Annotated in this window: 22 protein-coding genes; 8 read left to right on the plus strand and 14 right to left on the minus strand. The window is 35.5% G+C overall.

The window, feature by feature from the left end; all coding sequences use genetic code 11:
* Positions 1–124 precede the first annotated feature (124 nt).
* The gene (locus GQR59_RS08860; protein WP_160061733.1) at positions 125–1051 is read right to left on the minus strand and encodes a TAXI family TRAP transporter solute-binding subunit; all 927 of its coding nucleotides are present in this window, start codon (positions 1049–1051) and stop codon (positions 125–127) included.
* 540 nt (positions 1052–1591) lie between these two features.
* On the opposite strand from GQR59_RS08860, the gene GQR59_RS08865 reads away from it, so the two are divergent.
* The gene (locus GQR59_RS08865; RefSeq protein ID WP_160061735.1) at positions 1592–2224 is read left to right on the plus strand and encodes a sulfotransferase; all 633 of its coding nucleotides are present in this window, start codon (positions 1592–1594) and stop codon (positions 2222–2224) included.
* A gap of 252 nt (positions 2225–2476) precedes the next feature.
* Here GQR59_RS08865 and GQR59_RS08870 read toward each other — a convergent pair whose 3' ends face one another.
* On the minus strand, positions 2477–3202 hold the full coding sequence (locus GQR59_RS08870; protein WP_160061737.1) for a tRNA1(Val) (adenine(37)-N6)-methyltransferase: 726 nt from the start codon (positions 3200–3202) through the stop codon (positions 2477–2479).
* A gap of 200 nt (positions 3203–3402) precedes the next feature.
* Here GQR59_RS08870 and GQR59_RS08875 point away from each other — a divergent pair, with 200 nt between their 5' ends.
* Together GQR59_RS08875 and GQR59_RS08880 are read left to right on the plus strand one after the other, a co-directional pair.
* The gene (locus GQR59_RS08875; RefSeq protein ID WP_160061739.1) at positions 3403–4506 is read left to right on the plus strand and encodes a phosphoribosylaminoimidazolesuccinocarboxamide synthase; all 1104 of its coding nucleotides are present in this window, start codon (positions 3403–3405) and stop codon (positions 4504–4506) included.
* Positions 4507–4635: 129 nt separating this feature from the next.
* Positions 4636–4827, plus strand: coding sequence for a DUF2897 family protein (locus GQR59_RS08880; protein WP_160061741.1), 192 nt, complete (start codon positions 4636–4638; stop codon positions 4825–4827).
* 101 nt (positions 4828–4928) lie between these two features.
* Here the strand turns inward: GQR59_RS08880 and bamC are convergent, their stop codons facing one another.
* Positions 4929–6047 (minus strand): outer membrane protein assembly factor BamC, encoded by a 1119-nt coding sequence (bamC, locus tag GQR59_RS08885; RefSeq protein WP_160061743.1) that lies wholly within the window; start codon positions 6045–6047, stop codon positions 4929–4931.
* Positions 6044–6925 carry a 4-hydroxy-tetrahydrodipicolinate synthase gene (gene dapA, locus GQR59_RS08890; protein WP_160061745.1) on the minus strand — a complete coding sequence of 294 codons (882 nt, stop codon included), beginning with the start codon at positions 6923–6925 and terminating at the stop codon, positions 6044–6046. Before dapA ends, bamC begins: the two co-directional genes overlap by 4 nt.
* Before the next feature lie 223 nt (positions 6926–7148).
* On the opposite strand from dapA, the gene GQR59_RS08895 reads away from it, so the two are divergent.
* The 3 genes from GQR59_RS08895 (at position 7149) to GQR59_RS08905 (ending at position 9883) form a co-directional block, all read left to right on the plus strand.
* Entirely contained in the window at positions 7149–8000 is an 852-nt protein-coding gene (locus GQR59_RS08895) for a tetratricopeptide repeat protein (protein ID WP_160061747.1), read from the plus strand.
* A 643-nt stretch (positions 8001–8643) separates the two neighbouring features.
* Positions 8644–9504: a DMT family transporter gene (locus GQR59_RS08900; RefSeq protein ID WP_160061749.1), complete on the plus strand. Its 861-nt coding sequence runs from the start codon at positions 8644–8646 to the stop codon at positions 9502–9504.
* 181 nt (positions 9505–9685) lie between these two features.
* Positions 9686–9883: a hypothetical protein gene (locus GQR59_RS08905; protein WP_160061751.1), complete on the plus strand. Its 198-nt coding sequence runs from the start codon at positions 9686–9688 to the stop codon at positions 9881–9883.
* A gap of 50 nt (positions 9884–9933) precedes the next feature.
* Here GQR59_RS08905 and bioD read toward each other — a convergent pair whose 3' ends face one another.
* The 4 genes from bioD to bioB are packed head-to-tail and all read right to left on the minus strand — an operon-like array spanning position 9934 to position 13782.
* A complete protein-coding gene (gene bioD, locus GQR59_RS08910; RefSeq protein WP_160061753.1) occupies positions 9934–10644 on the minus strand; it encodes a dethiobiotin synthase in 711 nt (236 codons plus the stop codon).
* Between the two features lie 18 nt (positions 10645–10662).
* A complete protein-coding gene (gene bioC / locus GQR59_RS08915) occupies positions 10663–11499 on the minus strand; it encodes a malonyl-ACP O-methyltransferase BioC (RefSeq protein ID WP_201288042.1) in 837 nt (278 codons plus the stop codon).
* The gene (gene bioF / locus GQR59_RS08920; RefSeq protein WP_160061755.1) at positions 11480–12664 is read right to left on the minus strand and encodes an 8-amino-7-oxononanoate synthase; all 1185 of its coding nucleotides are present in this window, start codon (positions 12662–12664) and stop codon (positions 11480–11482) included. The genes bioC and bioF overlap by 20 nt, the downstream gene beginning before the upstream one ends.
* 50 nt (positions 12665–12714) lie before the next feature.
* Positions 12715–13782: a biotin synthase BioB gene (bioB, locus tag GQR59_RS08925; protein ID WP_160062528.1), complete on the minus strand. Its 1068-nt coding sequence runs from the start codon at positions 13780–13782 to the stop codon at positions 12715–12717.
* A gap of 158 nt (positions 13783–13940) precedes the next feature.
* Here bioB and bioA point away from each other — a divergent pair, with 158 nt between their 5' ends.
* Complete coding sequence (gene bioA, locus GQR59_RS08930; protein ID WP_160061757.1) at positions 13941–15239, plus strand: adenosylmethionine--8-amino-7-oxononanoate transaminase; 1299 nt, start codon at positions 13941–13943, stop codon at positions 15237–15239.
* Positions 15240–15470: 231 nt separating this feature from the next.
* On the plus strand, positions 15471–16871 hold the full coding sequence (gene asnS / locus GQR59_RS08935) for an asparagine--tRNA ligase (protein WP_025566021.1): 1401 nt from the start codon (positions 15471–15473) through the stop codon (positions 16869–16871).
* 618 nt (positions 16872–17489) lie between these two features.
* Here the strand turns inward: asnS and purF are convergent.
* The 6 genes from purF to topA form a co-directional block, all read right to left on the minus strand.
* Positions 17490–19004: an amidophosphoribosyltransferase gene (gene purF, locus GQR59_RS08940; RefSeq protein WP_160061759.1), complete on the minus strand. Its 1515-nt coding sequence runs from the start codon at positions 19002–19004 to the stop codon at positions 17490–17492.
* Between the two features lie 91 nt (positions 19005–19095).
* Entirely contained in the window at positions 19096–19599 is a 504-nt protein-coding gene (locus tag GQR59_RS08945; protein ID WP_160061761.1) for a CvpA family protein, read from the minus strand.
* 73 nt (positions 19600–19672) lie between these two features.
* A complete protein-coding gene (locus GQR59_RS08950; protein WP_160061763.1) occupies positions 19673–20281 on the minus strand; it encodes an SPOR domain-containing protein in 609 nt (202 codons plus the stop codon).
* Positions 20282–20294: 13 nt separating this feature from the next.
* Positions 20295–21578, minus strand: coding sequence for a bifunctional tetrahydrofolate synthase/dihydrofolate synthase (gene folC, locus GQR59_RS08955; protein WP_160062530.1), 1284 nt, complete (start codon positions 21576–21578; stop codon positions 20295–20297).
* A 14-nt stretch (positions 21579–21592) separates the two neighbouring features.
* Positions 21593–22378: a tRNA pseudouridine(38-40) synthase TruA gene (truA, locus tag GQR59_RS08960; RefSeq protein WP_160061765.1), complete on the minus strand. Its 786-nt coding sequence runs from the start codon at positions 22376–22378 to the stop codon at positions 21593–21595.
* A gap of 167 nt (positions 22379–22545) precedes the next feature.
* On the minus strand, positions 22546–25206 hold the full coding sequence (gene topA / locus GQR59_RS08965) for a type I DNA topoisomerase (RefSeq protein WP_160061767.1): 2661 nt from the start codon (positions 25204–25206) through the stop codon (positions 22546–22548).
* Positions 25207–25290 lie beyond the last annotated feature (84 nt).

Genomic DNA, 25290 nt, shown 5'->3' on the forward strand with positions numbered 1-25290 from the left:
TATAAAGGGATTTAAAACGACTTTACAGATGCAATCAAAATAATAATTTAATTTTTAAATCATCATCTAAGTTCCCTTTCTCATTTTTAGATTTAAGAGAAAGGAAACCAAGAATTGACAGGATTTACATCTGTTCTTTTAAGTATTTTAATGAACCAGGATGTAAGTCGATTCCATTTAATTTGTTCATGTTTTCAAGCGTTGTGAATTTAGTTACGCTAATAACTTGATTAATTTTGCTCATATTTTCAAAAGCAACTTTAGTCATTTGGTAAGCAAGATCAGTATCCATGTTTTTATTTACAATCAGGATATTCCAAACTGCTGGAGCATTAAATGCGCTAACATTTTTGTAGCTTTCCGCTGGTACTTCAATTGCTTGGTAAGATGCATTATCTTCAGACACTTTTTTAAGTTCATCTGCTGTAAATGATAAAATTCGAATCTTATGTGTAAAGGCTAATTCGGTAATAGCACCCACACCAACACTTCCAACAATAACACCAGCATCAATTTGTCCTGCTGAAATAGCATTTGTTGTTGCAGTGTAATTTAAAGATTGAGCATCGATATCTTTATCTGTAATACCTAGAGAAGCAAGGATGTTAGTGGCACTTACACGCGTACCAGATCCTGGAGCACCTAAAGATATACGTTTACCTTTCAAATCTTTAATTGATTTAATATCTGAGTCTGCAGGTACAATGAATTGCACTACATTTGGATATAAAGCAAATAAAACAGATACGTCCATTTTACGAGGAAAAGGTTTAATACCTTGATGAGCTTGTAATACAACATTACCCATGGCAATACCAGCAAGCTGTCTGTTAGATGAAACTTTGATGGTATTCTCTACTGATGCAGCTGTAACTTCTGCTCGCATGTCAAAGTCTTCTATATTTTCACTCCAGATTTTAGCTAAAATGCCACCTAGAGGATAATAGGTGCCACTTTGGCTACCGGTTCCAATCGTGTAGTTTTCTGCCATTGCATTAAAAGAAAATAGGCACGCAAGCCCAATGATTCCATTTTTGAAAATATGTTTCATAAGTAATCCTTCTTATTGTTTAACAACACATTTAAGTGATGCGATTTAGTGATATATTTAATAAAATAACTTTTTGTATTAAGTGATACAGATTCCTGTTTTAACAGATAAACTATGATGTATTTGTTAAAGCTTTGTTGCACAAAAGATTACCACTAAAGTAAATTCAGGCAATGCTTTGATCTCACAAAGATAAAGGTCTTTAAAGCTTATATAGCTTTTTGGGGGAGGAGATTATATAGATGAAACCGTTGAATCACTAGATAAATTTTATTTACAAACAACAGCTTACATTTAAATCACATAAAAAATATTATTTTTTATTATTTAATTCACTAAAATAAGTGTGAAAAATTGAAGTTCAGTACTGTGAGTTTCGTCTTGTAATTAACCGATTATATTACTGATAACTTATATTTTTATGTGAAAATTGAGTATATTTATCACCGTTCTATAGCAATTTAACCATATTGATTAGAATGTATTTTGCTAACGTGCAACTTTTATTATGAGTACCAACCATAAATGAAAATGAGTAATATGAATGAAGAAAGTAAAATATTTGTTATTGGGCTTCCGCGCACAGGAACAACAAGTATTAGCGTTGCAATGTTAGAGGCAGGTTTTAAAGTTGCTCATACCGCCTTTACTAAGGAGGCTTTTAGACTCGCTAATGTAGTATCTGATGCCCCTTGTTTTTCGGACTTTAAACAATTAGATCAACTATTTCCTGGCTCCAAGTTTATTTATTTAGATAGAGAGCTTCAGCATTGGTTACCGTCCATGCAACGTTTGTTAAATAAAATGGCGCCGGACCTTAAACCTAAAACAGGCAGCTTTAGCCCTGTATTGAAAAGGTCATTTAATGACACCTTTGCTACTCATGATGACAATTTATTGAGTGATCTGCATTTAAAAAATTGTTATTTAAAACACAAAAAGCAAGTACAGAGTTATTTCAAGGGACGTGAAAATCTACTAATAATTAACTTAAGCGAGCAGGATAGCTTTTATAAATTATGTTTGTTTTTATCCTTACCTTACCAAGATGGGCAATTATTTCCGCACCTGAATCAGGGTTCACAAGTTGCAAACTGGAAAGCTTATAAACATAAAAACAAAGTCAGTAGTTTTAGTTCAGGTAAAGACCACCGTCAATTCTTTAATTATTAGTAACCATTAATAATTTTACGTATCTAATATCAACCCAAGATAAGCAAATTGATACTGTACTGTTAATTTTACCTATTCTGTATTAAATCTGCCCCGAGTAACTCATTATTGCTATGGTGATTTGCTATGAATTACAAAAAACTAACGACACTGGATGACATGAGAACGTAGCATATTAATATTTGATCCCATTATCTAGAATAACGGTTATCTAGAATATAGGTTATCTACAATTTCACGTGTAAATACACTTTACATTTTTAAATAAAAGTCTTTAGTTAAACTAATATAAGGAGAAGAGTAATCTAACCCATCATGAATTGTTAGTTCGCTTTGCTTGGCTATCACTGGATAACCAGATTTTATTAACTCTATTAGCACACGTGTAGCGGGTTTATTTATTGTGGTTTTAACATAGGTAAGCTTTGATATTTGTAGCGAATTTTTCTCATTTGAAGCATCGTCCAATAATCTAATAAAGGCCTCTCCTTCTTGTTTTGGTAATACAAAACTTGCTAATCCATCATTATTTAATAACTTTTGGCAACAGGTAATTAAGGTTTGATGTGAAAGCATTGAAGTATGTCGAGCCACTGCACGTTGGGTCATTTTAGATTCTTCACCCGAATTAAAATACGGTGGATTACAAATAATAGAGTCAAAGGTTTTATTGGCTTTAGCAAACTCTTGTAATGGGCAATAAATTACCGCTAACCTCGATGACCAGGGGCTATTGATACAATTATCTATTGCGGCTTTAAAAGCATTTTCTTCTATTTCTATCGCACTAATATGTGCGGATTGATTTCGCTGTGCGCACATAATGGCTAAAAGCCCTGTTCCACATCCAATGTCCAAAATAGTTTTAGCTTTGTCTACTCTTGCCCATGCGCCTAGCAAAATAGCATCAGTACTGACCGGCATTCCACACTGTGCAGCAGTAATGTGAAATTGTTTGAAAGTAAAATCTTTAGCCATCTTCGTTTTTTGCCTTATTGTTTATAATCGCTGGATCAAATAAGTTAAATATTAAAAATATAATTAATAAAAACCCTAAATATTTATTATAACCGCCCTAATTCTTTTTGGCATGATTAGTCAGTTACAATCTGATATCATTCTGTCTTTAATTCCCTGCAGAATTTTCTGCTCACTTTGGCTTTTTATAGGATATTTTTATGAGTCTTGCCGACAAAGTATTAGCTGTAAACAACGATTTACCAATTCGTACAGATCAGCCAGTCCACAGTGGTAAAGTGCGTTCAGTTTATTGGTTAACAGCTAAAGATAGCAAACGCTTAATTGAAGAAAAAGGTTACAACGTACCAAATGATGCGCCATTAGCCATTATGGTAATCAGTGATCGTATTTCTGCGTTTGATTGTATCTGGCATGGTGAAGGTGGTATGAATGGTGTTCCAGGTAAAGGAGCAGCACTAAATGCAATATCAAATCACTGGTTCAAACTATTTAAAGAGCAAGGCTTAGCTGACAGCCACATTTTAGATATCCCACACCCTTTTGTTTGGATTGTTCAAAAAGCACGTCCGGTTATGATTGAAGCCATTGCGCGTCAATACATTACAGGTTCAATGTGGCGCGCTTATGAAAAAGGTGAGCGCGAATTTTGTGGGATCTCAATTGATGAAGGTTTACAAAATAACACTAAACTACCTGAATTGTTGATTACGCCTTCAACTAAAGGCATTTTAAAAGGTGTTCCCGGCGTTCAAGAAGTCGATGATGTCAATATTACTCGTCAAAATATTGAAGACAACTTTGCTGCCTTTAACTTTACATCTCCTTCTCATATCAATGATTACGAAAAACTATTAAAAGAAGGGTTTGATGTGATCAGTGCCGAGCTAGCTAAATTAGACCAAATATTTGTTGATACAAAATTTGAATTTGGTTACGTGACAGATAAAGCAGGTAATGAAAAACTTATCTATATGGATGAAGTCGGTACACCTGATTCTTCACGTATTTGGGATGGTTCAGCTTACCGCGAAGGTAAAATAGTTGAAAATTCTAAAGAAGATTTTCGACAGTTATTACTCAAACACTTCCCAGACCCAGATATTCTGCTAAACAAGGATCGTATGCAGGAGCGTTTTGCATTAGCAAAAGATAATGCTTTACCAGAAGCTGTATTGATGCAAATTTCTAAAACTTATACAAATATTGCTGAAAAAGTGGTTGGTAAGAAAATTGAATTATCCGACAACCCTAAACAAGAAATTATTGATATCCTTCGTGAACAATATAATTTAATAGATTAAGGCTGGCCGTTAATGCCTTGTTAATAAAAGAGTTTATAAACAAGGTTATTTAAGTTAATTAACGCTATTATTAAGCAGGACATTGTCCTGCTTTTTTGTATCTGCTGTTTTTAATTTAGGAGAATTATTATGTCAATGGGATGGGTTATCTTCATCATTGTGTTAGCGTTAGGCATTATATTAAGCAACATCTTGTTATTAAAAAAAAGTGCCAACATGAAAATTCCAGACAGTGTAGTAAAAGCGATGCAAGAAAAGAAAGACAGAGAGGCACGAGAGCAACTTGAACAAGAAAAAAAGGCACAAAAAAAGCCTGATTAAAGAATTAATCAGGCTTGATGTTTATTGTCTACAAGATTTAAAACCATTTATTTAAACTGTTTCAAACTTATAGTCGTCAAATAAACCTTTTTAAATTTAATTTACAAAGGTTTAGTTTGTTGATCATTCTCTAAAATAACACTACGAATATTATCTGTAATACTTAAGTAAAGTTCAGTCACTTGTTGGCCAGATAATGGTTTCTTATCTGAGTCTAACCACGTTAGTGATGTATCGTCGCCGGTTAAATCTCCAAGTTGAACAAAGTACTCACCTTCTTCTAAATCAATTGGGTTTAAGTTTCTTTCAGACCAATAATCTTCGTCTTGAGATACAAATCTAACTAAGAAATAGCCTAAGTTCTTATCATTATCAACTGGTTTAAAACTCATTAAGCTAAGTAGTGAAGGTAACTTATTCCAGACATCAATAAACTCTGAATCAATAATCCAAGCTGTTTGATGGTTATCATCAAAGCCGAGTTTAATAGGTAATGGTTTATCGTTTGCTGCTTGTAACGCTTCAGATTGCTGTTTGACGTAGGCAAATTGTAGCATTTCATTTATAAAACGAATTTCTATATTGCGTTTAGTACGCCCTTTTAAAATATGTTTTATTTCTTCACCATCATTTAGTGCTTCATAACGTTTAGCATCAACCACTAGCGAAACACTACGGTCATCTGTACCTTTCTCTATTTGTAATTTATACACACCTTCTTCGTGATAGGTATTAGTACTAATAGAACCATAAGATCTCTCTGTGATCACAGGGCCAGTATCGATTGTTAAAGTATCAATATTACTATTAACGGGTGTTGAATTTTTATAAGCTAAATATTCAAGCGCCAAATCCCATACTGTTAATTGTGTATCGACTTGTTGTTTAAAAGCATTAAACCAGACTTTAGTTTCAGATAAATCAGAATCTAACAACACACCATCTAAAACCGGCATTAACTGACTTGGAGGTCGCACATCAACATCAGCCCCCATTAGACCAAATTGGTTCTGTTGCTCTGTTAATGTGGGAATTTCAAAAGATGATCGATTTTCTACTGTTGAAAAAGTACCGCTATCATATTTATCAATTAAGGTGACTTCTTGATAATCAAAATCACCTTGTGCTTTTGCTCTGTCTTGGAAACGGGCACAACCAGTCACTGCAGAAGTAAGAATGACTAGTGTAGCAATTTGGGTTAACGCTTTATTTTTTTTCATGAAAGTAATTTTGCTTCAATTAATGCATTACGAACAATGCCTTGATATTGTTCAGATAATGTCGTTAATGGTAAACGTAATGTAGGAGTAGGAATTAAACCCAACTCCGCACAAGCCCATTTCACTGGGATTGGATTCGCTTCATGGTATAAATTTGTATGTACAGGCATTAACTGATTATTGATTTCAAGTGCTTTATCGACTTCGCCATTCAGTGCAAACTCACACATCTGTGCCATTTCGACAGGTGCAATATTAGTCGTTACTGAAATAACACCATGCCCACCTTGTAGCATAAAATCACAACCTGTTGAATCATCGCCACTGTAAAGTAAGAAATCAGCAGGTAAAATTGCTTTTAATTCAGCTAAACGTTCTAAATCACCTGTTGCTTCTTTAATACCAATGATATTTGGAATTTTAGCTAAACGTGCAACCGTTTCTGGCAACATATCAACAGCAGTACGGCCTGGTACGTTATATAAAATTTGTGGCAATTCACAAGATTCTGCAATTGCTTTGTAATGAAGGTATAAACCTTCTTGTGTTGGCTTGTTGTAATAAGGAGTTACATTTAAACCAGCAACGATACCACTATTAGTAAATAATTTACTTAATGCAATGGCTTCTGATGTTGAATTAGCACCATTACCAGCAATAACAGGTATTCGACCTGCAGCATACGCAATAGTTCGCTCAACCACTTTTACATGATCATCAACACTAAATGTTGCTGATTCACCAGAAGTCCCAACGGCTACAATAGCAGCTGTCTTTGATTTAATATGAAACTCAACGAGTTCTTTTAATGCAATATAATCAATTTCGCCAGTCTGATCCATTGGGGTCACGAGTGCTACAATACTACCTGTTAACATGTAAATGCTCCTTTTATTGAGCGTCCAATGTTACTTTTGCAAGGCTTTAAAAACAAGAAGAAAAATGAACTGATTAACACTCTTAGCGAATATTTACGACATTCTTGCTTATACTCACCTTTTTGTAAGCTAATTGCTTGAATATACACCGACTATAGGCTTTGATGGCTTTCAATCTTCACGTATCATGATTAAAAATTTTTTAAATGAAAAAGAGGTTAAAATGCAAGCAGATATTTTTGATGTAACCGTGCAAGATTTTCAAACAGTTATTGCCCAAGGTTCAGTCAATAAACCTGTGTTGGCGGTTTTTTGGTCTAGCCAATGCACTATCTGTCAATCTTTATTGCCTTTACTTGAGCAATTACAAAGAGAACATGCAAACGGTTTTACATTAGCAAGAATTAATTGTGATACCGAGCATCAAATTGTACAACACTTTGAAATAAAAAGTGTTCCAACTGTGTATATGTTTGTAAATGGACAAGGTGTTGATGGATTTGCAGGTGAACAGACATCGGCATTTATTAATGATTTTATTAATAAACATCTACCCGATCCTGCAATGGCACTGCTAGGTGATGCACAAACGTTATTCGCTCAAGGCAACCTTGATGAAGCGAAGTCAACAATTCTTCAAGCACAAAAGCTAAATGAGACAGATAATCAAATAAAACTCGCATTGGCGCAAATATATTTAGCGTTAGGTGAATTTGAAAATGCCAAACCTATTCTTGCAGAGATCCCAATGGCAGATCAAAATATGATTTATCATAGTTTAATCTCTGAATTAGAGTTAGCAGAGCAATCTTCACAAACACCTGAAATAACGGCATTAGAAGCTGACTTATTAAATGCACAAGATAAATTGCCTATCCAATATCAACTGTCTATCCAATACCATCATGTTAAACGCTATCAAGAGGCACTTAATTTGCTATATAACTTGTTAAGCAAAGATCTTGGTTATGAAAATGGCGATGCTAAAAAAACAATGTTAGATATTTTAGCCACCATTGATGACGCCGCATTAGTTTCTGAATATCGCCGTAAGCTTTATAGCTTGTTGTATTAACTGATTTAAATGCAGCTTTAATAGTATAAAGCTGCATTTCATTATTCAACGCTACATCGAGTTATTTTATATATAGTTATTTAATATAGGTTTAATTTCAGATAGGTTTAATTTCAAATAAGCTTTAATTACAAATAAACAGTATGCCACGGTAACAATAGCAACCATTTTACTTTCACATCGAAAACTCTTTCATATAATACCGATCACATTAAATAAGTGATCTAAATTTTGCGCAGGAAAAATGACTTAGTTTAAGGCGTAAATTGAGCCTTTCGAAGATTAACTTCGTTAATCGTCTATCGGAGCATTAACCAAAGGATGCTAATGCTTTAATGGTTGTCCCCTTTACGAAATTTACAACGAAGAAATAAGTTATTTTAACAAGTAAAATAGATCAGTTAATGAGTGTGATTGATATGATTATCTCCTTCAAATAAAGCACCTCTAAATTGACACTACAAAATCAACCTACGAAACAAACTATTAACGTAAAAGAAGCATTTACCATTGCTACACATGATTAAGTAATACAAATAAAACTATATCCAAATAGACTTTTGTATATAATGCCTCGCCCTATTTTTTGTCCTTATGAATTACTCATTTTATTGATACTTTTAGTTAATTTCTCGGAATATACATGCAACATAAATCAACCACACAAGCTATTTTACTGTTAGTGCTAGCAAATTTACTGGCTTCTTTGTCTGATGTTTCACTAAAAGTATTGAATGGTGAAGTACCGACTTTTCAATATGTGTTTATTCGACAAATGATCAGTTTACTTTTTATTTTTCCATTTTGGATAAGACTGTCAACAATAAAATATAAAGATGGTTTTGATATGATCACCTTTTGGCGAGCACAATTTATTGTTGGTGGAAGTGCCTGTGCAATGATTGCTATTACGCATTTAACATTAGCCACAGCAAATGCCATGTTTTATGTTGCTCCACTAATGATGCTACCGATGTCTATTTTTCTTCTCAAAGAAACGCCCCCACTTAGTAAATATATTGCGACGGGTATTGGTTTTATTGGCGTTTTGATTGTATTACGACCCGATCAGTTCCATTGGGCAGCTATTGTTGCCTTAGGTAGCGCATTAACAATGGCTTTTTGTAATGTGTTTATTCGCCGCCTACCCGCAGGACAACATCTAATATCAACTTTATTTTGGACGACGGTAATGACTTTACCACTGGCTTTATTTCTCGCATTATTCGAATGGAATGAAATATCGATCACGAATATATTATGGATCGTGGCTATCAATATATTTGTATTGGGTTATCACGGGCTAGTCGTTATTGCTTATAAAAAGGCCGATGTAAGTAATATTGCATTAGCTGAATATTCTGGATTAGCGTTTGTAACGCTGTTCGGGATAATGTGGTTTGATGAAATACCAGACTTATTAACGGGGCTAGGTATACTACTAATTGTTATTCCAATGATGCCACTTCCTTGGAAAAAATGGTTAACTAAAGTTAAAAGGTAACAAGCTAAAACGCTTAATAAAAACAATTGTCTAATGATGAACTTTCATTAAGTCGATAGATTGCTTTTTATCATTTAATAACGTACTTTCATGTTAATTTTTTTAATGAGATTATTTACCTTTCTATTGATGAATTGATGAATTAGAAACAGAGGAAAATAAACATAACAAAGGACCAAAAATGAAAGTTATTAAGTTTTTACCCTTTATATTTTTAATGTCACTAACCGGCTGTGAAGTATTAGGCCCCTCAGTAAAAGTAACAGGCCCAAAGGTCATTGTTAATGATTCACAACATGATGAAGTTATCCATGTTAAAGAGACTAAAAGTAAGGGGACCTTTTGTCCGCCTGGCCAAGCTAAAAAAGGAAGATGTTAGAGGCCTATCTGTTCATTCCTAGTTATATATTGCTAAGTATGTATTGATAGTTAACCATTAAAATTAACATCAATATATAAGCTTAAATCCTGTTCATTTATGTTGCCTAAAAATGGAATAGTTCCTAATAAAGGTGCATCAATGAACTCTTTTAACGTATTAATATTTTGCTCAACATAAGGCATATCATGCTGTAGGTGATTAGCAACCCATCCCGCTATAGTTAATCCACTTTGTTCGATAGTTTTTACTGTTAATAAGGCATGATTTAAACATCCTAACTTTAAACCTATAATCACTATCACTGGTAGTTGTCTTTCTATCACCCACTCAGAGAAAAGTTGTTGATTATTAATAGGTAAGTGCCAACCACCTGCCCCTTCTACAAATAAAAACTGTGCTTGCTGCTGTTGTAAAAAATCTAAACCTTGATTGATTAATGTTAGGCATATAGGCTGTTCATTTTCTATTGCCGCAATATGGGGAGCAATAGGTTGTTTGTAAGCAATGGGATTCACTTCATCGTAACCTACTTTAAGCGTACTATTTTGTTGTAGTATTAAAGCATCTTCATTACGCAATCCTAAATGTGTTTCTTCACATCCTGCTGAAATGGGTTTATAGGCTAACGTACTTTTATGTTGTTTACTTGCTGCTTGTAATAACGCTTTAGTACAGACTGTTTTACCCACATCGGTATCCGTACCTGTAATAAAATAAGTGCCTGATTTTAAATTTGTTAATGATTGTAATTCAGTCATTTTTTATTCTCTGTTCTATTAACTTTTCGCGTCAGCTATGACATAACATACTTGATAGCTTAAGTTATATAAGCCGTCATTATCGATAAAGGGTTGATAACCTTTTTCTAATTGCTTTATTAATTGTCTGCCCATGGTTCTATTTTTTTGACCATCGTGGACATGATTTGCACCAATACCTTTTAACGCTTTCATCACTTCAATGACATTAGTATATTTTTTTACATGGGTTTCAGTCGTAATACGGACACGGTTAAAACCTGATAATTGTAATGCTTCTTGAATTTTTTCTTGAGTTAAAAAGTGATTAATATGTTTATTAGTGTCTACTGTTTTCCAAGCTTGTTGTAACTCTATTAACGAACCATTTAACAAAGTCGAAAAACATAACTGTCCTTTCTCATTTAATGCTTTTTTAGTTTGTATTAAACAGTTTGTGAGATGTTCACTCCATTGTAAAACTAAGTTAGAAAAAATCAGATCAAATTGTCTAGTCATGAACGGGAGTACATCAATATCTCCTTGTACACATTGACAACGAGTGACTCCTCTTTCGGTTGTTTGCTTTAACATTTCTGCAGACAAATCAAAACAAGTTAACTGAGCTGCTTTATTTACTTCATTAAATAAAGCTGAAAAATAACCAGTACCGCAACCAAGATCTAAGATTGTATTTACTTGTATTATTGGCTCACCTATCAACCCCATTAGATGATGCCCGACCTCTCTTTGTAAATCAGCAAATTGATCATAATGTGCAGCCGCTTTTGAGAAAGAAGCTTGAACTGCTTTTTTATTAATTTTTTTGTCAATTTGCTTTGGATTAATCCATTTATTACTGATCGAGGTTTGCATTAATGGCCTGTTTTATCTGTTTAACTAAATATTCAATATCTTGTTTTTGATGGTTTGCTGTTAATGTCACTCTTAGCCGAGCAGTATTATTAGGCACAGTAGGAGGACGAATAGCCGTTGTCCAAATACCTGATTTTTTGAGCGTTTGGCTCACCGTAATAGCAATATCACTTAACCCTATCAAAACTGGTTGAATAGCTGTGTTTGAAGGCATTAATGGAAGTTCAAACTGCACAGCTAATAACTTAAAATAGGCAATCAATTCAAATAAGTGATCTCGTCGCCATTGTTGTGTTTGTACTAACCGAGCTGACTCTCCAATACAATAAACCATAGCAGGTGGTAATCCTGTGGTGTAAATATAAGGTTTTGAAAAGTTAGTAATATAATCTATCAACTGACTAGAGCCTGAAACAAAAGCACCGCCAACACCTAATGCTTTACCAAAGGTCGACATATAAATATCTATATCGTTATTATTAATATTTTGTTCTACCGCGCTGCCTTTGCCGTCTTTCCCTAAAACACCTAAGCCATGCGCATCATCAATCATTAACCATGCCTGATGAGATTGACATTGTTGTTGTAATGAATGGATTGGAGCACAATCACCATCCATACTAAACACGCCCTCTGAAATGATCAGTTTATTGTCGTTCTCAACATTAGCGCTTAAAATAGTCTGTAAATGCTGCATATTGTTATGTTTAAAACGTTGCATTTTCACAGGGCTATTCGCGCCAGCTTCCAATAAAGATGCATGATTTAACTTGTCTTGAATTAATAAATCATTTTTAGACAGTAATAATTTTATTATTGCTTGATTAGCTGAATAACCAGAACTGAACAAAGCGATAGACTCAACACCTAACCATTCTTGTAATTGTTGAGTGACGTCGTGGTGAACCTGATTGTATCCAGTGACTAGGTATGAACCACCACTACCAATACCAAATAAATCTGCCCCTTTTTTCCATGCATTAACTAAAGCAGGATCTGATGCTAATCCAAGATAATCATTACTTGAAAAATTAAGATATTGCTTTCCATTAACGCCAATATAACGTGATTGTTTACCACTAATAGGAACAGAAGAACGATATAAATGTTGTGACTTTCGCTGTTCAAGTTGTTCATTAATAAAAGCGAAAGGTTTAATTGGCATGTATTCTCTCTTATCTTTCATATCATTTATAATTGTAATAAGTGAGAAAACTAGAGCTGACTTGTTGCATCGTAAAAGAGTTCGTCTTTTTCTGCATGGCGTACAATCGCTGCATCTACTTTCTTTTCTGTTTCATAAGGCGAAAAATTAATTTCTTCTTTGTTAATACCTAGTTTATTAAACAAACGCATATCTGAATTTTCATCAGGATTTGCTGTGGTTAATAATTTACAACCGTAAAAAATAGAATTTGCGCCAGCCATAAAACATAAAGCCTGTGTTTGCTCAGACATATCTTCACGACCAGCTGATAATCGAACATGTGATTTAGGCATTAAAATACGTGCTATAGCGATAGTTTTAATAAATTCGAAGTCATCTAGATCATCTACATTTTCTAAAGGAGTCCCTTTTACCTTAACTAATTTGTTAATAGGCACACTTTCAGGTTGCACGGGCATATTCGCTAATTGCACTAATAAACCAGATCGATCTTTCCCTTCTTCACCTAATCCTACAATACCCCCACTACAGACTTTCATACCGGCACTGCGAACATTATCTAAAGTATCCAGTCTTTCTTGATACGAACGGGTAGTAATAATTTCACCATAATATTCAGGTGATGTATCTAAATTATGATTGTAATAATCTAAACCAGCATTAGATAATTGCTGAGCTTGATGATCATCAAGAGAGCCTAATGTCATGCATGACTCTAACCCTAGTGATTTTACCTCTTTAATCATTTCAACTAGATAAGGCATATCTCTTTGTTTTGGATTCTTCCAAGCCGCGCCCATACAGAAACGAGTTGAACCAGTTGCTTTGGCATCTTTAGCTGCTTTAATTACCTTTTCAACTTCCATTAATGTTTCTTTTTCAAGGCCTGTATCATAACGTGCACTTTGTGGACAATATTTACAGTCTTCTGGGCAAGCACCGGTTTTTATAGATAACAATGTGCTGACTTGTACTTGATTATTAGGAAAATTCGCACGATGTACCGTTTGTGCTTGAAACATTAGATCCATAAACGGTAACGCAAATAAGGCATTCACCTCTGTCACCGTCCAATCACGTCTAACTTGCGAGTTATTAACTATGCTCTCAGGCATAGTACTTGCCATTACATTTGACGTAGTGCTTGTTGTTGTCTTTTGCATCGTATTTAACATTATCTAATAACCTAGCTTGAAAAGTATTTGGTTAGTTTAATGTTGAAAGATACACTGTCAACTTAAAACAACCAATTAACTTTACATGCGATTATAAAATGAACAATAAAAGTATATTAAGTACTAAAATCGATTTGTCCTACGATAAGCAACACATTTGGCACCCTTATACATCAATGACGGCACCTATTCCTTGTTATCCTGTGGAAAGCGCTGATGGATGCCTAATATCTTTACAATCTGGTGAAACATTAATAGATGGTATGTCATCTTGGTGGGCTTGTTTATTTGGTTATAATGTAAAAGAACTTAATGAAGCAGCAACTGATCAGTTATCTAAAATGTCACATATTATGTTCGGAGGGTTAACACATCAACCTGCAGTCGACCTTGCTAAAACATTAGTAGAAATAACACCGAGAGGATTAGATAAAGTCTTCTTTAGTGACTCGGGAAGTGTCGCTGTAGAAGTAGCAATGAAGATGGCGCTTCAATATTGGCAATCTTTAGGTAAATCAAAAACAAAATTTATAGCCCTAAAGAAAGGTTATCACGGTGATACTTTTGCTGCTATGAGTGTCACTGATCCAGAAGGGTCAATGCATGAGCTTTACCAAGATTTTGTTGCCAAAAATTTTTTTACTGAACAACCTAACATAACATTTGATCAACCTTGGCATGACAATGCAATGGACGATTTAACACAACTATTAAGACAACATCATACCCAAATAGCCGCATTAATATTAGAGCCAATTGTTCAAGGTGCAGGGGGAATGTATTTTTATCACCCTCGTTATCTAAAAGCAGCTCGCAAATTATGTGATGAATACGGAGTGTTATTGATCGCCGATGAAATAGCCACAGGATTTGGAAGAACGGGTAAATTATTTGCCTGTGAACACGCCAATATTAGCCCAGATATTTTATGTTTAGGTAAGGCAATAACCGGTGGTTATATGAGTTTTGCAGCAACACTCGCCACAACACATGTAGCAACAACCATTAGTGAAGGCAAAGCAGGTGTTTTTATGCACGGCCCTACTTTCATGGGTAATGCGCTGGCTTGTGCAGTCGCAAATGCGAATTTAAAAATGTTGTTAACAATAAATTGGCAACAATTAGTCTCTACCCTATCAGATCAATTGCAGAACCAACTTAGTCGCTGCAAAACATTGCCTAGTGTAAGTTCAGTCAGAGTGTTAGGTGCGATTGGCGTTATTGAATTAAATCAAGCCGTGAATATGGTGGAGATACAAAAACAGTTTGTAGACTTAGGGGTATGGATCCGCCCTTTCGGTAAGTTAATATATTTGATGCCACCTTACATTGCATCAGAACAACAAATAAATAAATTATGTGATGCCATTTTCCAAGTGTGCAAAACGATGGACTAACCACTCCAATCCTATATTTTAAGTGACGTTTGAATCGTAAAATACAGTGGTAAAATCAGTGTTACCCACTACACCGGCGAAAGCTTAAGATTATATGCGCGATTAAAGGTCAATAGTGCCATTAATATAGAGTGAGAGGCTTGTATCTAAATCTGGCCGAGGTAATATATGCAGCTATCAATATTTTTAGTATAAAACAGTTAAGACTGTGATTATGGAGCACTATTTAAGATGTCAAAAACACTCATTGTTGATATTTTCAACAGCAAATTTGCATTAGGCAGCCAAGTAACAGTAAAAGGTTGGATCCGCACTCGACGTGATTCAAAAGCTGGCATCTCTTTTCTAAATATTTATGACGGTTCATGCTTCGATCCTATTCAAGCTGTTGTCCCTTCAGAATTAGAAAATTATACTGCTGATGTATTAAATTTATCAGCGGGCTGTAGCGTTGCCGTTACTGGTGAATTAGTTGAAAGCCCAGGAAAAGGCCAACAGTTTGAGCTACAAGCAACATCAGTAGTAGTGCATGGTTTTGTACAAGACCCAGATACTTACCCAATGTCAGCTAAGCGACATAGTATTGAATACATGCGTGAACATGCTCATCTTCGTCCTCGTACTAACATGTTTGGTGCAGTAACACGTGTCCGTAACTGTTTATCACATGCTATTCATAACTTCTTTTATGAGCGTGGATTTAACTGGATCAGCACACCTATCATTACAGGTAGTGACTGTGAAGGTGCTGGTGAAATGTTCCAAGTTAGTACATTAGATATGGAAAACTTGCCGCTCAACGCTGAAGGTAAAGTGGATTACAAAAAAGACTTCTTCGGTAAAGAAACATTCTTAACGGTTTCTGGACAATTAAATGCTGAAACGTATGCTTGTGCATTAAGTAATGTTTACACATTTGGTCCTACATTCCGTGCAGAAAATTCAAATACAACACGTCACTTAGCTGAATTCTGGATGGTTGAACCTGAAATTGCTTTTGCTGATTTGTCTGATGCAGCGCAACTAGCAGAAGATATGCTGAAATATGTATTTAACGCCGTATTAACAGAACGTGCTGACGACATGGCCTTCTTTGCAGAACGTGTCGATAAAGAAGCAATTACACGATTACAAAACATGGTTAACTCTGAGTTTGTCCGCATGGATTACACTGATGCCATTGATATTCTACAAAAATGTGACAAAACATTTGAATACCCTGTTGAATGGGGCGTAGATTTACAGTCTGAGCATGAACGTTACCTAGCTGAAGAACATGTTGGCGCACCCATTATCCTACAAAACTACCCTAAAGATATTAAAGCTTTCTACATGAAACTAAATGCAGATGGTAAAACAGTAGCGGCAATGGATGTATTAGCGCCAGGTATCGGTGAAATCATCGGTGGTAGTCAACGTGAAGAAGACTTAGTCGCATTAGATAAACGTCTTGAAGAAATGGGCTTAGATAAAGAAGATTACAGCTGGTACCGTGATTTACGTAAATACGGAACCGTACCTCATGCTGGGTTTGGCCTTGGTTTTGAGCGTCTGGTTTCTTACGTAACAGGTGTACAAAACATCCGTGACGTAATTGCATTCCCTCGTGCACCAGGTACGGCTGAATTCTAAAAATTGCAGATTAAAGATGGCTTATTGATTTGTTCATGAAATTATTAGCTTGATGCTCGATTATTAAACAGCTTATATTTTTAAATTTAGCAATCAAAAAAACCAGCTTCACGCTGGTTTTTTTATGTTTCTTTTTTACTATAGTTTTTAATGTTTTATACCGATTACATTAAATATGTTATCTAAATTTTGCGCTGGAAAAACAGTTCAATTCAAGGCGTAAATTAAGCCTTTCGAAGATTAACTTCGTTAATCGTCTATCGGAGAATTATCCAAAAGAGGTTAATGCTTTAATGGCTGTTCCCTTTACAAAATTTACAAGGAAGAAGTGGGCTGTTTTAACAAGTAAAATAGAGAAGCTATTTATTGTGATTAGTATTACACCGACAATTGATTATACCAATGGAATTAAATAAGTGATCGGAGATTGCGCAGGAAAAATTAACACTTATAAGGCATGAGTTGTAGGAGATAGTTGTTCTCACTTCAAAACTCACAACGCAGTTAGGGGTAATTTTAACCAGCAAGAATGTTCACCTTATTAATTCTTTTGGTATTAAATGACAGATACAAAAAAGCACAGCCTGAGCTGTGCTTTTCATAAAATAAAAGACTAAATTAAGATTCGTTATACATCTCTAAATTAGCAATTTCTTCTTTTTGAGTTTGTACTTTTTTAGCATCTTCGCTACGTAAACTTGCTAAATAATCAAAGTATTCTTTGTTAATACCTGGCGTGACGTATTTACCGTCGAAAACCGAACATTCAAATTCTTTGATTGCAGGATTTTGTTTACCAACTGCATCTTTTAAATCTTGTAAGTCTTGGAAGATTAATTTATCTGTACCGATACAATCACTGATTTGTTCAGCGTTGCGACCATGTGCAATCAACTCTTCCGGTGTAGGCATATCAATACCATACACATTTGGATAACGAACTTCAGGTGCCGCTGATGCTAAATAAACTTTCTTAGCGCCTGCTTCTCTTACCATTTCAATAATCTGTTCCGATGTTGTACCACGAACAATTGAATCATCTACTAACAGTACATTTTTACCTTTAAATTCAGCTGAGATAGGGTTCAATTTACGACGTACTGATTTACGACGTTGAGTTTGCCCTGGCATGATAAAAGTACGACCGATGTAACGATTTTTTACAAAACCTTGACGATAAGGAAGGCCTAATTCAACAGAAATTTCTAATGCAATATCATTTGACGTTTCTGGAATAGGGATAACCGCATCAATTTCTAAATCTGACCATTCACGTTTAATTTTAGCACCTAATTTACGGCCCATTTCTAATCGTGCTTCATATACCGAAATACCATTTAATGTTGAATCAGGACGAGCAAAGTAAACGTACTCGAAGATACAAGGCGTTAATGATGTTTTTTCAGCACATTGTTGAGTAAATAATTTTCTGTTTTCTGTAATGTATACCGCTTCACCCGGTTCAACATCACGTAGAAATCTAAAACCAATAGTATCAAGTCCAACACTTTCAGAGGCAACGATATACTCTATATCACCCTCATCAGTTTGGCGAGACCCAAGCACTAAAGGTCGAATACCATCTGGATCACGAAAAGCAATTAAACCATGATCAATAATCAATGCAGTTACTGCGTAAGCGCCGCTAATTTGTTTATGCACTTCAGAGATAGCATTAAAAATATCGTCTGGTGATAAGTGATCCATTTTTGTTTTATCTAATTCAGCAGCCAATGTATTTAATAACAACTCAGAGTCTGAAGTAGTATTAATATGGCGACGAGATTTAATTAATGCGGCACGTAGGTCTTTTGCATTAGTTAAGTTACCGTTATGCGCTAATGAGATACCCCAAGGTGAATTAACATAGAATGGTTGAGCTTCAGCAGCACTAGAGCTACCTGCAGTAGGATAACGAACATGGCCAATACCACTGTTACCTTTTAAACGTTGCATGTGTTTAGTTTCAAAAACATCTTTTACTAAACCGTTTGCTTTACGTTGTTTAAAGTTACCATTGTAAGTTGTCACAATACCAGCAGCGTCTTGCCCACGGTGTTGCAACACGGTCAACGCATCATAAATACTTTGATTGACAGGAGTTGAACCAACTATACCTACTATTCCACACATAAATTAAAGCCTTTCTATTTTTAAGAGAGTTCACAAAAAAGCACAAACCAATGTGCTTTTTAATTGAGGACTAATTTTTGCTAATCAACGATTAAATTTTGGTTGATTGTATATTTTTTAGAAAGCTTGATGAGCTTTCTAAATGTTCGAAAAACCATGTAATAACAATAGCAAAGTGAGGAGGTAATTGAGCCTCTTTCCACCATAGCGTTTCTTCGAATGAGGTTATGTAGTCAGCGAAAAACAATAATGCACTAACAATCAAAATACCACGTATTGCACCAAAGATAACACCAAGTAACCTATCGGTACCTGATAAACCTGTGACTGCAACAAGACGGTTAATAATGTAATTGACGAGAGCGCCAATCAATAATGTAGCGATGAAGAGAATCGCAATAGCGGCACTATTACGTATTTTAATATCTTCAATACCGGTGATGAATTGAGCCATTTCGGGATAAAAATTGCTGGCGACAAAAAATGCAGCAAACCAAGTGACGAGAGAGACAGCTTCTTTTGTGAAGCCGCGAATCAAACTAATTAATGATGATAAACCAATTACACCGAGTATGGCGAAATCAAACCAATTCATACTATCCCTAAATATTGTAGTGAGTCTTTGACGCGCGCATTCTATCAGAGAATGTTTTAAAAGGCTTCAAAAACTAAGGTGCAATTGGATTAAATGGAACTAACTTGCCATTTAAACTCGTTAAACTTTTTAATCTTGGTAGCTTTTCTTCTAACTTTTGTTTTGAAACGTCTGGACCAACAAACACACGAGTTAACTGTCCATCAATGACTTCTTTAGGGACGGTATGAGCTTGGAAGCCAGCTTTGCTCAGTTTTTTAAGCAATGTGTTAATATTTGCTTTATTTTGAAAAGCCCCCAATTGAATAGTCCAAGCAGGATCATCAAAGACAGGCGCTTTAACCACCACTGGTTTAGGAGTTGGCGTTTCAACCACAGGTACTTTTTTATCTTCAATAACAACCGTTGGAGCCACTTCTTCAACTTGCCAATCAGAAGTATTTACTGTGTCAATTTGTTGTTGATCAGTCGGTTCATTTTCAATAACGAGTTGTTCGTCATTAACGGCAGTTGTTTCAGGGAAAGTTTTAGAATGTTCTTTTAATTCAGGTTTAATAGGTGTTGCAACAAATTCTTGTTGATAGGTTGTTTTTTTCCCGTCAATTAATGAGGGTAAAAAGATAACAACAAGTGCAACTAAAATGATGACGCCTACCAAACGGTTTTTAAACTGAGATTCCACGCTCTATACCTTGCTAATTGGTTAAAATATCTGAAACGGTGTGAAAAGAACCGAATACAATCACTATATCAGATGCGCCAACATTCTTAACTACCTTATCAACAGCACTGACAACATTTTTATAACAGGTCACAATATGATCATTGTTTAAGCTTTTTTTGTAAGCCTCTAAAAGAGTCTCTGCTGAAGCCCCTCTATAACAATTTAAGTCGACAAAACTATAATCTGAAATTTGTAAATTGATTGCAGACAAGGTTGTAATCATGTCTTTATCTGACAACATGCCAACAATTCCATGTACTTTACAGTTCCCCCCTTTAGTCTCTTTTAAACGTTTTAATTGAGATGCTAAATATTCTGCAGATTGAGGGTTATGGGCAACATCGATATACAGGTCACAATCGTAACCGGTCAAGGCTTGTAGCCGACCAATCAATGATGCACTTTCAATGGAAGTAATCAATTGTTCAGGTTTAATATTAAGCGCTAAGGCTTCAATTACCGCAAGCGCTGTTGAGGCATTTTGCATTGGCATTAATGTTTGCTTAATGGGCGATAATGTTTGTTTACCATTCCATGCCCAAGTATTGTCATCAAGTACTTCAAAAGAGAAATCTCGGGAAGCCAATTTTAATTGTGATGAAATAGCAGCTGCATGGTCAATAATTGATTGTGGCACATCGAGCTCTCCGCAAATAGCTGGTTTATTTGCTCTGAATACGCCTGCTTTTTCAAAACCAATGACTTCTCGATCACTACCAAGCCAATCAATATGATCTATCCCTATCGTAGTCACCACACTAATATCTGACTCAACCATATTGGTTGCATCTAAACGCCCACCTAGCCCTACTTCTAACAGGATATAATCACATTGCTGTTGTTGTAAAAGATATAAACACGCTAATGTTGCATATTCAAAGTAACTAAGTGATATATCAAGACGTGCTTTTTCAATAACAGCAAATGCTTCACAATGCTGTTGATCATCAAGTTCAACAGAATTAATACGAAGACGTTCATTATAACGGTGGATATGAGGAGAACTGTAGACACCGACTTTGAAACCTGCATCAATCAGTATTTTTTCTAAATAAGCGCAAGTCGTTCCTTTACCATTAGTACCTGCAACGGTAATTACTTTTGCATCAAAATTGATTAGATTTAAACGTTTACCCACTTCAGTAATTCGCTTTAGACCTAATTCAATGACATTTGGGTGTAGTTGTTCTAAATGTTTTAACCAAGTCGCTAAATCATTAGCAGAAAAAGACGCATTTTCAATTTTAGTTGTCATAGAGTTTTGTCGCATTAAATGTCTAAAAATAAAGGACCGCAAGCAGGTCTTGGTAAATCAAATTTTTCTGGGTAATCCACTTCAACAAGATATAAACCACCGGGTTTAGCTGTTGCTGCCGCTTTTGATCTGTCTTTATAACTAAGCAAAGTACCTAACCAATCAACAGGTTGTTTGCCTTGCCCTACTTCAATTAAACTTCCAGCAATATTGCGCACCATGTGGTGTAAAAATGCATTGGCTTTAATATCAATAATAATAAAATCACTACGACGTGTAATATTTAAAGACTCAATGCTACGCACAGGGCTATTTGCCTGGCAATGTAATGCTCTAAAAGAAGTAAAGTCATGTTCACCAACTATAAACTGTCCTGCTTGCTGCATTATATCTGCATCTAAATCACAGTGATAATGGCTTAAACCTTTACTTAAAATACCCGGACGGTAAACACCATTATAAATAATGTAACGGTAACGACGTGCCGTTGCACTAAATCGTGCATGAAATGACTCATCAACTTCTTTAACCCAGCGTACTGCTATATCGCCGGGTAATTTAGCATTCACACCTAATGTCCAAGCACTCACTTGTCGGTCTGAATTGGTTTCAAAATGAACAACTTGTCCAGTACCATGAACACCGGCATCAGTTCGTCCTGCACAATTGACTGTTACGGGATGGTTTGCAATATTTGATAATGCTTTTTCTAGCTCTTCTTGAACCGAATTAACTTCTTTTTGTCTTTGCCAACCAAAATAATTAGCACCATCGTATTCAATACCTAAAGCTATGCGCATTCGAAACCATCCTTTGAAAAAACGCTAGTATATACAAATGTTTAAAAATTTAAACCAACAACAAGCAGTTAGCGATGAACAACTTCATTAACTGACGAAAAATCAATCAACAAAATACAGATATAAAAATGGCAGCCAAGGCTGCCATTTAAAGAAAGTTTAAAACGCTATTTTTTAGCTTTCGCTTTTTTAGCCACTTTCTTTTTAGGAATTTCTTCTACCCATTTATTATCAATATACTTAGCCGTCCAGCCTGTTGCTTTTTTATCTATTTCTGTCATCACATATTGTTCTTTATTTTTACGGCTATAACGAACAACAGCTAGATTGCCTTCGGGATCTTTTTGAGGCGCATCCGCTAGGTAATAAAACTTCTCAGAAATTCTATCGCGGAATTTAGCTAACTCAACCACTTTAGGCGCACGTGTTTCCCGAGAGCGAGGGAATGTACTTGCCGCTAAGAAGATACCTGCAGCGCCATCACGAAGAATGAAATAAGCATCACTTTGCTCACATTCTAATTCAGGTAAATGCACTGCATCTTCTTTGGGTGGAGCCACTTCACCACTACGTAATATCTTACGTGTATTTTTACATTCTTCGTTAGTACAATCCATGTATTTACCAAAGCGGCCATCTTTAAGCTGCATATCGGTACCACACTTATCACACTCAACAATTGGGCCGTCATAACCTTTGATTTTAAACTCACCAAATTCGACGGTATGACCATCACAAAGTGGATTATTGCCACAAACATGTAGTTTACGTGTTTCGTCGATTAAGTAACTATCCATTGCTGTATCACACTTAGGACAACGATGTTTTGCCATTAAAGCTGCTGTTTCAAGGTCTTCAGAACTTAATATATCTTCAACTTCTTCACCATCAACTAAATTGATCGTGGTTTTACAACGTTCTTTTGGTGGTAATGCATAACCAGAACAACCAAGAAAAACACCTGTACTCGCAGTACGAATACCCATTGGACGGTCACAAGTTGGGCAAGAAACTTCATCAATAATAACCGGATCATTAAGACGCATTCCACCTTCTTCAACAGGTAATTCGGCTTTATCAAGTTGAGTTGTTAGGTTTTTATAAAATCTATCTAACTCTTTATGCCAATCCGCATTACCTTCTGCTATAGCATCTAACTTTTCTTCCATTGCTTTTGTGAAGTCGTAGCTCATTAAGTCAGTAAAGTTTTCAGTTAAACGATCGGTAACAATTTCACCCATTTTGACCGCAAAGAAACGACGTTTGTCGACTTTCACATAACCACGATCTTGAATGGTTGAGATAATGCTTGCGTAAGTTGATGGTCGGCCAATACCTTGCTTTTCTAATTCTTTAACCAATGCCGCTTCAGAGAAACGTGCAGGTGGTTTAGTAAAGTGTTGTAGTGGCTCTAGTTCAACTAAGGTTAACTCTTCACCCACTTTTAAATCTGGTAGATGAATTTCATCAGCTTTACTTTTTGTTACTGGTTGTGCTTTCGTCCAACCTGCAAAACGTAACGTACGACCTTTTGCACGTAATTTATAATCGCCAGCTTGAATAACCAACGTTGATGAATCGTATAATGCGGGTAGCATTTGACACGCTAAAAATTGACGCCAAATAAGCTCATATAAACGTTTTGCATCTTTGTCTGTTACATCAATCAATTCGGCACGTTGTACAACATCCGAAGGACGGATTGCTTCATGGGCTTCTTGCGCCCCTGCTTTACTGCTGTATGACACTGCATTTTCTGGTAAATAATTACTACCAAATTCTTTTTCAATAAACTCACGAGCAGATGCAACAGCATCTTTACTTAAGTTTGTTGAATCGGTACGCATATAAGTAATGTAACCTGCTTCATACAAACGTTGAGCAAGCATCATGGTTTTCTTAACACCGAAACCCAAACGCGTACTCGCTGCTTGTTGTAAAGTTGAAGTGATAAATGGTGCACTTGCTTTACTGGTTGTTGGCTTATCTTCACGAGAATGTAGTGTGTAAGTCGCATCTTTTAATGCGTCTACAGCAACGGCTGTTTCTTGTTCATTAACAGGTGCAAAAGTTTTATCATTTTGTTTATAAACTTCTAAACGTAAAGAGGTGTTGTCTTGAGAAATAGTTTGAGCATGAAGGTCCCAGAACTCAACAGGGTTAAATGCTTTGATTAAACGTTCACGTTCGACCAATAATTTAACAGCAACAGATTGAACTCGGCCTGCAGATAAGCCTCGTGCTACTTTTTTCCAAAGTAACGGTGAAACCATAAAACCAACTAATCGGTCCAAGAAACGACGCGTTTGTTGAGCATTTACACCATCAACATTTAATTCAGTTGGATGTTTAAAGGCTTCTTGAATCGCTGATTCTGTAATTTCATTAAAAACAACACGTTGATACTTACTGTGATCGCCCCCTAAAATTTCTCTAAGGTGCCAAGCAATCGCTTCCCCTTCCCTATCCAAATCGGTTGCGAGATAGATAGTGGGAGCATCTTCAGCAAGTTTTAATAATTCATCAACTACTTTTTCTTTGCCGGGTAAGATTTCATAATTTGCAGCCCAGTTATTTTTTGGGTCAATCCCCATTCGAGTAACTAATGCAGCTTGTGTTCTTTTTGCTGTTTCTTTTGCTTTTTGGGCGGGAGTTAAACCAGCTAAAGATTTTTTCTTTTTAGCATCAATAGATTTTTTAGCACTACCACTTGTTGGTAAATCACGCACGTGCCCAACACTTGATTTTACAATAAAATCTTTGCCTAAATATTTATTGATTGTTTTTGCTTTGGCAGGTGATTCTACGATAACCAGAGATTTGCTCATATTGCTTTAATACCTAATAAATAGTCTTGTTTCAGAAAGAATGTTAACTCGTCCAATGAATTTCTCTTTTTTATATAATCCAAA

The organism is Psychromonas sp. L1A2, assembly GCF_009828855.1.
Classification (GTDB): Bacteria; Pseudomonadota; Gammaproteobacteria; order Enterobacterales; family Psychromonadaceae; genus Psychromonas.